This is a genomic window from Streptomyces sp. ERV7 (assembly GCF_001653515.1).
Classification (GTDB): domain Bacteria; phylum Actinomycetota; class Actinomycetes; order Streptomycetales; family Streptomycetaceae; genus Streptomyces.
Window position 1 is genome coordinate 1 of sequence record NZ_LYOY01000107.1, and the last position, 11,397, is coordinate 11,397.

The window sequence follows — 11,397 nt, forward strand, 5'->3', positions numbered from 1 at the left end:
CACCCCCCGGCGGTGGCGCCGAACCGCACGAGGTAGCGATCTTGTGGCGCTTCGCGCTGGACGACAGCCACCCCGAGGCCGCCGCGCGCTGCCATCTGTCGGTTACCGCCATGCAGCACCGACTGCAGGGGCTGCGGAAGCGGTGGAACGCGGCCAACGAATGCCACCTGATCACGCTCGGCTGGTCCTACGGCGTCCTCAACGCTTCCCGCGGCGCCGCCGGCCACCAGCTCACCTCTCCTGCTCAGTCAGCCCGGACCCGTCCGTGACACAGCCGTCCCAAGGAGCCCATTCCGTGGCCGCCCCCAACCAGACCCGTCCGACCCGCGATAGCGCGGCAGAAGATATCGAACCCGCCGTGAGGGAGTCGTCCCCGCCGGTGCTCGCCACCGCCCTGGTGGTCGATACCCGGGGCCGGATGCTGGTGCTGTCCATGCCCCGCCCCACCGGCGGCGCGGTGGCGTGCCTGCCGAGTGTGCAGGCCAGTGGCGCCCACGCCCCGGAAGCAGAGCTCGCCGACACCCTGTATGGCCAGTTCGGGGTGCATCCCCACCACCTGAAGCGGCTGCTGGCCGTCGACTGCGAGCAACTGTCGCCGGTCCTTACCCTCGTCAGCCACGTCCATCTGGTGGGTCCGCTCGATGAGCACCAGGTCCGCGCCGTGAAGACACCGCCCTTGCTGACCGTGCGGTGGCTGGCGCCCGAGGCGGTGATCCAGCTCCTGCCCGCGCTGGCCGCCAGCCGGTTACGGGCCGCCGTCGCGGCCTGGCACACCGGTTCCATCGCGCACCTCGTCGGCGGCCGGGTGCAGCTGGGCTCCCCCGCCGGATTCACCCCCGCCCAGCGTGCCCACCTGGAGGACACCCGGGCCCTGGACCCCGACCTTCACCAGGCCATGCGTCCTAAAGTCCTCGCCGAGGTGAACGTGCTGCTCACCGACCCGGCCGGTCATGCCCTGCTGCTCCACCCCGCTTCGGGCTACGACCCCACCTGGCATCTGCCCGGGGATGGAATCGGCAGCGATATGGGGGAAGGGCCGCGGGAAGCCGCCCGTCGTGTTCTGCGCGGTCAGCTGCACCTCGACCTTCCCGTGGGGCGGCTGCTGGCCGTGGACTGGATCAACGGCACACCCCAGTTGTCCCGCATGGCCTACACCTTCCACGGCACCACCCTCGGCGAACACGACCTCGCCCGCATCCGCCTCAACCCCCACCAGCACACCGAATGGCGCATGGCCAGTGCCGACGACAGCAAGACCCTGGTCCACGAACCTCTGCACCAGCGCCTCGACGCCTGCCTGACCACGCTGTGGAACAACACCGGGCCCGTCGAGCTGCGCTCCGGCATCCCCCGCTCCTAGGCGCCAGGGAGGGACCGTATGGACGCGCACATACCACCCGCCGGATCGGACGCGCACTGCCACGCCTGCTACATGGAGCAGAAGGCCGCACGGGAGATGGAGAAGGCCAAGGCCCTGGCGAAGGAGCAGGAGGGCGAGCGGAACGGCCCGGCGCTGCTCGCGGCCTTCCTCGTGCTCGCGGCCATCGCGGGACTGTGGTCCACCTTCCTGTGGCTGCTCGTCACCGCGTTCGGCTGACCACACCACACGACGGCCCAGACGGGGGCCGCCCGCGGGTGGCCTGGGCCTTGAGGGGTTTTTGTCTTCCCGCCGGAGTCCCGGTGGGAGTGCCGAAGAGGAAGGAGTACGAGGTGGCCGAGAACGCGACACCGCCTCCGGCCCGCAGTGGGCTTTTGGTGGCGGTGGAGGAGCTGACCGCCGTCCACAACCGGTACGACAGTCTCCGGTCCGACAACGCCGGCTCGTCCGGCGATGCACCGTGGCCCGGTGGTGACGGCAACCTGAGCGACACCGAGTAGCACCCCGGCGGCGGGGGCCCGCCCTGCCGGGCTCCCGTACGTCCCATCAGACACGCACCGATGAGGAGGAAGTCATGGAACACCGGCTGGTCAGCGGCATCGAGAAGGCACTGGGATGGCATGGCGCGAAGGAGCTGGGATCAGGGTTCGTACGGGGAAGCCTCAGCGACGCCGCGCTCGTCTCCCGCGTCCTGACACCGCAAGGTCTGCTCGACATGGTGATGCGCAGGAGTCTGAACCGCCCGCAGTTCCGGTGCTTTCAGCACGGCGTTGAGGTCCACCCCGCCGTCTATTACACCGATAGTGTCAGCCCCCGGGGCCAGAGCATCCCGATGGTCAACATGCGTGCCCTGGGCCGCCTCCTGCACGAGGGTGCCACGCTCATCCTCGACCAGGTCAACATCTTCGACCCGACCATGGAAGTCGCCTGCCGGGCCTTGCAGTGGTGGTCCCATGAGCGGGTGCAGGTCAACGCCTACCTGACGACGAACGACGCCGCCGGCTTCCCGCTGCACTGGGACGACCACGACGTGCTGATCGTCCAGCTCGCCGGCCAGAAGGAATGGGAGGTACGCGCGGCCTCCCGGAAGGCGCCGATGTACCGGGACAGCCACCCCAACGACACCCCCAGCGAAGACGTGCTCTGGTCGGGGGTGGTGAAAACCGGCGACGTCATGCACATTCCCCGCGGCCACTGGCACCCGGCCACCCGCACCAGCCAGGGACCGGGCCAGAGCCTGCATGTGACGTTCGGCATCACGAAGCGCACGGGGGCGAGTGGCTGGCGTGGCTGGCCGACTGGTCCCGCGAACGGGAAGTCTTCCGCCATGACCTCGACCGCCACCACAGCACCGGCAGCGAGGAGCTGGCCGAAGCTGCTGTTCGGCTGATCGGCGAGCGCCCGCCGGCCGCTTTCCTGTCCGCCAACGAGCAGGAGACGGCGCTGCCCCGGCACGTGCCCTACCTCGATGTCCTGGGGCCGCTGGATCCCGTGGTGTGCACTACCCATTTCCCTCCCGGCCTCCAGCAACACGGGGAGACCGTCGACGTGGTGGCTGCGGGAAAGAAGCTCACGTTCACGGCGAAGGCCGTGCCCGCGCTGCGGCTGCTGCTCAGCGGCCAGCCCGTCGTACTGGAGAAGGCGGCTGCCGCCCTGGGGGCCGATGCGGTGGAGGTGGCCGGGATCCTGGTGGAGGAGGAGATATGCGCCGTGCTGACCCCCGAGTTGTCCTCGGGATACACCGCTCTCGTCACCAACGCCCTCTTCTGACCGGGGCCCTGGATCATGGTGTCACCGCTCTCGACACCGGCAGCAACTACCTGGGCTTCACGTCCCACCAGGTGCTGGCGCGGGTCGCTGGTGATCTGCTGCCCCGGTTCAGCCTCTCCACCAAGGTCGGCTACTTCCCCACGCCGAACGGAGCAGTGCACTGCCTGGACCCGGTGCAGCTGTCCGCAGCCGTTGCGCAGACGGCCCGGGAGCTGGGCCGCGAGCCCGATCTGGTGTTCCTGCACAACCCGGAGCGCTCCCTGCCCGGCCCCAGCAGCGAGCAGAGCCGGGAGGTGCTGGCGCAGGCGTGCGGCGCTCTCGCCAGTGCGACGGCCAGGGGGTGGTGCGGGGCATGGGGCATCGCCTCGTGGAACCCGGCACCACTGCCGGACCTGATCGACCCGAGCACGCCACGGCCCTCCGTGCTCATGGTCCGTGCCGGGCTGCTGGCCAGCCTCCCCGTTCTGGACGCCGCTGACCGCCTCACCACAGCGTGGGGTCTGGGCGAGGAGCAGGTGTGGGGGATGAGTCCCTTCGGCGGCAGCACCCGGGCCCCGATCTGGGACCGGATCGACCCCTGCCTCTTCCTGCCGCCCAACTGCGGCCTCTCCCCCCTCCAAGCGGCGTTCCGGACGGCCTTCCACCTCCCGCGCGTGACCACGATGGCGGTGGGCACCGACAATCGTGCCCACCTGGGTGAACTGACTGATGCGCTGGCCTGCGACGTCGACGAGCAGGCCATCCGTGAATACCGGTGCCTCCTGCGGGACGTGTACGCGGTCAGCCCGCCTGGAGGTCCGCGATGATCTGCTCCGCTGTGCGGTGTGCCGCATCCAGCCTCGGGTCCTGCGGGTGCGCGTGCGGGCCCAGGATCTTCGAACACGCGAACAGCGTCATCAACTTGCCGTCCCTGCTCTCGAAGTCGCCGCGCCGCTCCCGCCACACATGCTCAGCCAGCGCGGGGACAGCGAGGGAGCTGCCCCACAGGGCTGCCGCATCCAGTCCCTGGGGGGCGCTGCCCCAGTCCTCCCAGTCAAAGAGGCAGAACACCGGCGCGGTCATGTTGGCCCAGTTCAGGTCCGCGTGGGCCGGCACCCACCGCTCCACGGTCATATCGACGTCGGCGTGGGGGAAGGCATCACGAAGGGACCTGGTGATCAGGTCCTGGGTGACCGTCTCGGTGTCCGGCGTGGCCACGCGCCGGGTGGTCTGGGAAGCGAGGGCATCCAGCGAGGCGTTGAACGCCGTCCACCACTCCTCCGGCAGTCGCGGGTCCTCGCTGAGAATGGCAGTGCCGACCGGTGCGCCCGGCAGGAGCGTGGTCTCATCAGCCCGCCACATCACCGGCTCCACCGCGTCCCGCCACACCACGCATCCCCGCCACTCCGGCTGGACGACACCCTCTAGGCGGGCGGCCAGCTCGGTGCCGTTCCAGCCCTGGACACCGATCCGGCCAAGGTCCCGCCGTTCAATCCGCACCCAAGTGCCACGGTCCGTCCGCGCCCCCACCGAACGCCGCTTGCGCACCGCGGCAGTCCGGTCCAGGCGTACCGCGAGAGACCGCTCCACCCGGTCCAGAGCGTCGTCTACAGGCTCAACCCGCAGATCGACTTGGCGGGTTGGCGATGCCGGGAGCGTCATGCGGCGACCGTATCAGCGCACCCGCCACGCCACGCGCGGCTACGCACCCAGCGCCCGCACGGTCCCGGAGCCGAGGCCCTCCTGGCCAGCACAACCGAACCACCCCCTCGCACCCGCTGCCGACACGAAATGAGGAACAGGTATGGATCTCACCGTGATGAGCCAGAACGTCCAGTACGGAGCCGCCGACACGGGCAGATGGGAGGGCCTGGTCGACTGCATCCGCACGGTCAAGCCGCAGCTCCTGCTCCTCCAGGAGGTCGATTTCCTGGCTGACCCCGAGCAGGCCGCGAACGCCGAGAAGGCTCTTGGGTTGCGCTTGGCTGTCGCCCCGTCCCGGCACTTGCCTACCGCCATCGCCTGGGACCCCGAATACCTGGAAGTGATCGGCACCGAGACGAAGTACAGCACCACGGGCCTGCACCACGGATACTGCGCACTCCAGCTGCAACCCCTGAGCCTTCCCGCCGCGTGGCCGGTCCCGCTGGTGGCGATCAGTGCTCACCTGACCCCGTACTCAGCCGAGGCCGCGGGACAGGAGGCACAGCTTTTGTGTGCGCGGGCCTACCGGCACGGCGGCATCGGCCTGATCGGAGGGGATATCAACCACCTGCCTCTGGGAGATCCGGAACCCGACTGGGACCGTGTCCCGCCCTACAACCGTGCCTCGCGCTGCCTGCGTCGCCAGCATCACGACGAGCCGTGGCGGGGCAACCGCATCGTCGGGCAGGTTCTTCGGGACGCCGGTTTCACCGATGCCGCGGCGATACAGGCCGTGTTGCACCGCGACCCCTCGCTGCTGGAGCCGACCGGGAAGGCGGGGCGGGTCCGGGTCGACCAGGCCCATCTCACTCCCGCCCTGCTCCCGGCACTCGACAGCTACCGGCGCATCGACACGGGCGAGCACTCCGACCACTACGGCATCGCGCTCACCCTCCAGCTCTCCCGCGTGGACACGGCCCTGGCTAGCGCCTACGCCTGACAACGGCCCCGTGAGTTACGCCTGGCCTGGTCGGCTGCCCGGACCGGAGCAGACCGCCGCTATCGCAGACGAATCGGGACTCGTGGCGGCCCGTTCCCGCGCGTCCGTACCGTAGGGCCATGAATGCGTCCCCGCCTGCGCCGCCGGACCGCTTGAACGAGATTGCCCTGCCGCTCAACCGCCGCCATTGGTGCCCTCCCCTGTGGAACTGGAGGCCGGGGCTGCGTTCTTCCGTCTGCTCCGCCAGGCAGAGCAGCGGCAGCGGCCGGAGTTCCCGCGTGGCACACAGCCCTGGGAGCAGACCTACACCGAGGTGCTCGCGGTCGGCGCGGAGGGGGTATGGCGTACCCGGGAAGATCTCCTTCCGGCCTGGCGTGACCGGCTGGCCGTATCGCCGCTGCGGGAACTGCTGGAGATGCACGCCGAACACGGGCAGCCGCTGCTGGGTCACGCCCAGCGTCTTGCGGCAGCCTTGCGCACTGCCCGCCTGGCGGAGTTCGGGGCGCTCCCGTCGGGCAATCGGCGACACGGACCGCACGCCCGTACCGGGGTCGGCCCCTGCCGCTCCCGCCGACGTGGGAACGCCGTGCTGAGCCGGGCGCCCGGCCCCACGGCACGCCTGCCCCCGCCCGGAAGAGTCATCGCCCCCGGTGAACCGGCTGTCCACGCTGGCCCGTACCGGCATCTGAGCAAGGCGCAGACGATCGAGCGGCGCCGTAGCCGCGGGGCACCAGCCAGCTCACCCACCTCAGCAGCGGCAGCCCAATGGAACATCCTGGCGAGCGAAGGAGGTGGCTCCTCCCTACGCTGATCGGCATGAGCGCATCTCCCCGCCCAGCCCCTGTCCCCAGCATCGAGGATCTCGCCAAGGTCGTGGAGCTGCTGGGCGGCACGCCCTACCTGTACACGCCGCAGGGCCCGGGCGCCACCAAGTCTTTCACGCAGGCAGCGCTGGCTGCCGCGGCCTTCGCCCGCGCGGCGAAGGCCGCGCAGAAGACGCAGGCGGACCTCGCCGCGAGCGGTGCGGAACCGGAGGAGGAGGCGCTGATCCCCATCACGATTACCGCGATGGAGGAGGGGGACGACCAGGCGGATGCCGCGCTGCCGCTCTGGCACTGGCAGGTCACCAACATCGCCTGGGCACTGCACAACAGGCGCGAGAGGTTCCGCTTGGTGGGTAACTCCGTCGACGCCGACCCGCTGTTCATGGCCACCACAGACGCCGCCCGCGCCCTGATGATCCTTCTAGCGGCCCGGCTGAGGTTGGATGACACGCACGTCGACGAGCTCACGACCGCCCTGGCCGAGGCCGAGGAGATGTTGACCAGCGCATGTGCGCACACCGCGCACCTTCCCTCCTGGATCCGCAAGCGCGGCAGCCTCGGCTGAGTCCGGCGAGCCGAGGACCTACTCACAGCGCCTGCGGCGGCAGGGGCCGCAGACTCTGACGCGAGTACACGCGGCAGGATCACTGCACGGATCCAGCGAGGCGCCGGCGACGGTCGTTAACGAGATCCTTCCCTGGCGTGAGCGTCGGAGCTCGTGGTGGCCCCTGCGCGTCGACACCAGGGGGAGCGTCTGTTCTCATGCCGGGGCGAGGATCATCAGGCGGCAGCCCGGCATCGAGACCAGCTCTGCCGCGAGCAGAGAGATGCTGAAGATCTTCGGGCCCTCGCCGGGGAGGTACAGGCGCCGGGGCTGATTGGCGTCAGGCATGGCAGGGGTGGGCAGGTTCGAGGATTTCCACAGGCGCCGGGCGTCGGGGTCGGCGAGTACGCCGTCGACGACGGCCTGCATGCGGGCGTCGTGTGGCCACCGCTCGGCATGGAAGCGCAGCTGCGTGATCATCGGAATGGCCCAGGCGTCTTCCCAGTCGATGAGCTGCCGGCGCGCTTCCTGGTAGGTGAGGGCCCAGAACATGACGTTTTCGCCGTGCAGGAGCCAGGTGAAGTAGGTGGCCATCGGGGCGTTGTAGGCCAGGACGTCCCAGCGGTGATCGCACACGTAGGCGGGCCAGGTCTCGTGGTCGAGAAGGGCCCGCACGGCTGGCGGCAGTCTGGTGCTCTGACTGACGGTCGGCGCGGCGGTGGTGGGCGGTGGGGTGCGGTGGCGCACGAGCCGGTAGACGGTTTCCCATTCGGCTTCGGTCAGGTCGAGGATGCGCCGCACGGCCTGGAGGAACTCCTCGCTGTAGTTCCCGTCCTTCCCGGTCTCGAGATTCCGGTACCAGCGGGGGCTCTTGCCGGCCAGAGCGCCAACGTGATCCTGCGTCAGGCCAAGCTGGTGGGCCGGCCCGAGCAGGGCTTCGAATCCAGGTATGTCGCGCGGGTCACGGCGGGCTCGGGCATTGCGCAGGATGCGCGTAATGGTCGGCTGCCCGGAATCGGACAGATCCACAAGAGACACGTGAACAACCTTTGAGATGTAGGACACAATCCCTTTGGCAATTGATCTTCGGGCGTGGGTCACGGGTGCAACACAGCCAGTTATTCAGCCTGCTCAGAAGGGGGTTTTCCGAATTGACATGTACGCACGGGAGGAACTGACAGTTCCGGCCAGATGGTAAGCGGAACTGGTAGTTCCTGACTAGTAACTTCCCCTCTTTCGTACGCCTGCCTGCACGTTTAAAGTCCGCATCACGAGCGGCGCCCCGAAATCTGGAAGCGACGCAGGCACTATGGGGAGGCATTCATGTCACGCTCGGTTCTGGTTACCGACGGAAACCGAGGGATTGGCCACGCGATCGCCCGCGCTTTTACGCAAGAAGGCGACAGCGTGGCATTCACCTACCGCAGCGGGGTCCCGGCGGCGGACCTGGTGGGACGGGGATGCCTGCCTCTGCGGTGCGACATCACCGACCCCGAGCAGGTCCACCTCGCCTTCAAAAAGGCCGAGGCCGGGCACGGCGCGGTCGAGGTGCTCATTGCCAACGCCGACCTGCACTGCGATTCCGCTGTGGAGCGGATGGGCGAGGACGACTTCTACGCAGCCTTGGAGACCAACCTCATCTCCGCCTTCACCGCGGTCAAGCGCGCCAGCCGCGGCATGCTGCAGGCTGGTGCGGGCCGTATCGTCCTGGTTTCCTCGGCGGCGGCTCTGCGTGGCACGGCGGGCCAGGCCAACTACGCCGCAGCGAAGGCCGGTCTGATCGGCTTCGCCCGGTCCCTCGCCCGCGAGCTGGGACCCAGCAACATCACCGTCAACGTGGTTGCCCCGGGGCCGACGACCGACACGGTCGCCCCGCACCACGCACTTCTCGCCCAGATCCCGCTGGGACGGACCGGGCAGCCGGACGAGGTCGCCGCCGCCGTGCGCTTCCTGGCCAGTGAAGATGCCGGCTACATCACCGGTGCCGTGCTGGCGGTGGACGGCGGCATGGCCATGGGGCACTGACCCTGCCCGGCAGTGGCCTCACGCTTCTGAATGTCCAGCTCACGACCTCGCCGACCGCGCGCCCGCACGCGCCGGATGCACCAGGGGGAACCCACCGCCATGCTGTTGATGCACCGACAGCCTCCGGCCGACCGCCCGCGCTCTATGCGCCCCGGCCCGCCGACACGCCGCTAGCCCTCGCAGCCCCGGGCCAGCACACACGACGCCCGGCAGGCTCGCAACGCCCACGCCGCCCCGGCGGCAGCTGACCTCCCTGCCGCACGCCCCCGCAGCGGGACCCCGCCCCGGCACGACACCTGCCAGAGCGCCCGGGGCCCACACGCGTCCGCTATTCGGCAGTTCGGCCAAGCAACTCGCCCAGCATCGGCCTCATACGCGAACCACAAAAGAACGTGGCGCATACATGTTGTGGAGGGTTCTAGAGCCAGATCTGGACCTTGCGCGGGCGTCTACGTATGGTCATCGTCCCCCGCCGGGCGGCAACCCGGCGACCAACGTGAGGACCAGATGCACCGCACACGGGACGGTTAGCCCGCACAAATGCTGCGGCGCCCGGGAACGGCAACTCCCGGGCGCCATAAGCGAATGAGCCCTTCATCTCCCGTCCGGCAAGACGGAAGAGACCCATCAACACCGCACCGGCCCTTCCCGAGGGGCATACCGGCGGCGGTATCACTGCGAAAGAGAGTCTTGCATGGGCACGCCCCTGCGCAAAAGGCCGGGCTTCCCGGCCTGCGATGCGGACGGCGCAAAGAGCACGCCGCGCCGCCCCCATCCGGCCCGCCGGAGCGGAGGTGCCGCCTGATGGCCCGCATCCGCACCATCAAGCCCGAAGCCTTCGAGTCCGAAGACCTCGCGAGCGTCTCGGTCACCGCGATGGTGACGTTCTTCGGACTGCTCACCCAGTCCGACGACGCCGGGCGCTTTCGTGACCATCCGGCGGTCATCGCCGGGCGGCTGTGGGCGCTGCGCCGCGAGCACACCCCCGCCGACGTCGCCGACGACCTGGAGCAGCTCGCCCAGGCGGGGCTGATCTGCCGCTACACCGGCTGCGACGGCAAGCGGTGGCTGCACATCGTCACCTGGGACCGCCACCAGCGCATCAACCGGCCGAGCGATTCCCGGCTGCCGCGCTGCCCGGCCCACGACGCCGTCAAGGCGTGCGGGGAATGCGAGCGCCCCCAGTGCCCCGCCGCGCACCGCGACCTGGCGCCTGCCGCAGGCATGCCGGGGGTGCGTGACGCCGCCGGCTCCGCGGTCACTGCGCCGAGCAGCGGGGTGTCAGCACCTCGCCTCGGTACCGGATTGCCTGCCTCCCCGAATACTCCCGCCGCAGCCGCCGACGTGACGCAGGCCACCAAGACTGTGGTGACCCGCATCACCATGGCTCCGCCGAAGGTGACCCAGGTCACCATGCCGGTCGAGGTTACGGCCGAAGCCATCGCCGCATCCCTTGCCCCCGCACCCGCAGCACCCGTCCCGCCAAATGACGAATCCGCAGGTCAGGGCCTTTCCGAGGGCGAGGGGCAGGTAATCGGGGCCACATTCAGTGAGGCTTCACGTACTGGATCTAGGATCTTGGATCCTGGATCTTCCCGTAGGGGGCGCGAGGCGCCCGCGCCGCCTGCCGCTTGCGAGGGGGAGCCGGAGGGTGCGGGCGCGGGTGAGTGGTCGGCGAAGCGGCTGATGAGCGAGTACATCCGCGCCTGCCCCGGCGGACGCTCGCCGAAGTCCTTCCTCGGCCACCTCGGCAAGCAGATCCGGCTGCTGCTGGAGGAGGGCTACGGACCCGACACGCTGCGCCCGGCCCTGGAGCGGCTGCGGACCAAGGGCCTGCACCCCAGCGTGCTGCCCTCGCTGGTGAACGAGGTCCTCAACGCCGAGCCGGTCCCGGCGCCGTCGTCCGGCTGGAGCGCATCGTCCGCCTCCGGCGCGGGGCCCTGGGGCCAGGCCCCCTCCCCCAGCGGCTACACGCCCTACCTCAACGCCAGCGAGCCGACCGGGATCTTCGGAGTCGCGCTGTGACCGCCTACGCCACCGCGCCGCGCACGAGCAGCGAGAGCCCGGCGATGGCCTGGATCGCCCGCAAACTCGCCGAACGCAACATCACCTTCGACCCCACCGCCCCCGAACCCGACACGGACACCCCGGGACCCTCCCCGGCGCTGGAGGCCGCGCAACTGCGCATCCCCGTCGCCTACCGCGACGCCCGCGTCACACACCCGGATGTGGC

Annotated in this window: 11 protein-coding genes and 2 pseudogenes; 11 read left to right on the forward strand and 2 right to left on the reverse strand. The window is 69.8% G+C overall.

The annotated features are described in order from the left end of the window. The 6 genes and pseudogenes from A8W25_RS31320 to A8W25_RS31345 form a co-directional block, all read left to right on the forward strand. Window positions 1-269, forward strand: a 269-nt coding sequence (locus A8W25_RS31320; RefSeq protein ID WP_234386735.1) for a hypothetical protein, incomplete at its 5' end; no start/stop codon positions are given. Window positions 270-358: 89 nt separating this feature from the next. Then, on the forward strand, window positions 359-1,360 hold the full coding sequence (locus A8W25_RS33135; protein ID WP_158942844.1) for an NUDIX domain-containing protein: 1,002 nt from the start codon (window positions 359-361) through the stop codon (window positions 1,358-1,360). Between the two features lie 18 nt (window positions 1,361-1,378). Continuing rightward, window positions 1,379-1,597 (forward strand): hypothetical protein, encoded by a 219-nt coding sequence (locus A8W25_RS31330; RefSeq protein WP_067167894.1) that lies wholly within the window; start codon window positions 1,379-1,381, stop codon window positions 1,595-1,597. Window positions 1,598-1,710: 113 nt separating this feature from the next. Next, window positions 1,711-1,878 (forward strand): hypothetical protein, encoded by a 168-nt coding sequence (locus tag A8W25_RS34595; RefSeq protein WP_199831887.1) that lies wholly within the window; start codon window positions 1,711-1,713, stop codon window positions 1,876-1,878. A gap of 74 nt (window positions 1,879-1,952) precedes the next feature. Further along, window positions 1,953-3,148, forward strand: a pseudogene (locus A8W25_RS31340) (JmjC domain-containing protein). Beyond that, window positions 3,082-3,954, forward strand: coding sequence for an aldo/keto reductase (locus A8W25_RS31345; RefSeq protein ID WP_067167908.1), 873 nt, complete (start codon window positions 3,082-3,084; stop codon window positions 3,952-3,954). Before A8W25_RS31340 ends, A8W25_RS31345 begins: the two are co-directional and overlap by 67 nt. On the opposite strand, the gene A8W25_RS31350 is transcribed toward A8W25_RS31345, so the two are convergent. After that, window positions 3,929-4,789 carry a hypothetical protein gene (locus A8W25_RS31350; protein ID WP_067167898.1) on the reverse strand — a complete coding sequence of 287 codons (861 nt, stop codon included), beginning with the start codon at window positions 4,787-4,789 and terminating at the stop codon, window positions 3,929-3,931. The two genes, A8W25_RS31345 and A8W25_RS31350, sit on opposite strands and share 26 nt — an antisense overlap. A 142-nt stretch (window positions 4,790-4,931) precedes the next feature. Here A8W25_RS31350 and A8W25_RS31355 point away from each other — a divergent pair, with 142 nt between their 5' ends. Continuing rightward, entirely contained in the window at window positions 4,932-5,771 is an 840-nt protein-coding gene (locus A8W25_RS31355) for a hypothetical protein (RefSeq protein ID WP_067167899.1), read from the forward strand. Window positions 5,772-6,587: 816 nt separating this feature from the next. Then, a complete protein-coding gene (locus A8W25_RS31365; RefSeq protein ID WP_067167903.1) occupies window positions 6,588-7,160 on the forward strand; it encodes a hypothetical protein in 573 nt (190 codons plus the stop codon). Window positions 7,161-7,355: 195 nt separating this feature from the next. Here A8W25_RS31365 and A8W25_RS31370 read toward each other — a convergent pair whose 3' ends face one another. Beyond that, a complete protein-coding gene (locus A8W25_RS31370; RefSeq protein WP_234386742.1) occupies window positions 7,356-8,177 on the reverse strand; it encodes a helix-turn-helix domain-containing protein in 822 nt (273 codons plus the stop codon). A gap of 285 nt (window positions 8,178-8,462) precedes the next feature. Between A8W25_RS31370 and A8W25_RS31375 the strand changes: the two genes are divergently transcribed. The 3 genes and pseudogenes from A8W25_RS31375 to A8W25_RS31385 all read left to right on the forward strand — a co-directional run. After that, a complete protein-coding gene (locus A8W25_RS31375; protein WP_067167904.1) occupies window positions 8,463-9,164 on the forward strand; it encodes an SDR family oxidoreductase in 702 nt (233 codons plus the stop codon). Between the two features lie 804 nt (window positions 9,165-9,968). After that, window positions 9,969-11,189: a hypothetical protein gene (locus A8W25_RS35350; protein WP_234386749.1), complete on the forward strand. Its 1,221-nt coding sequence runs from the start codon at window positions 9,969-9,971 to the stop codon at window positions 11,187-11,189. Further along, window positions 11,186-11,397, forward strand: a pseudogene (locus A8W25_RS31385) (hypothetical protein); the annotation flags it as partial. The gene A8W25_RS35350 and the pseudogene A8W25_RS31385, both read left to right, overlap by 4 nt.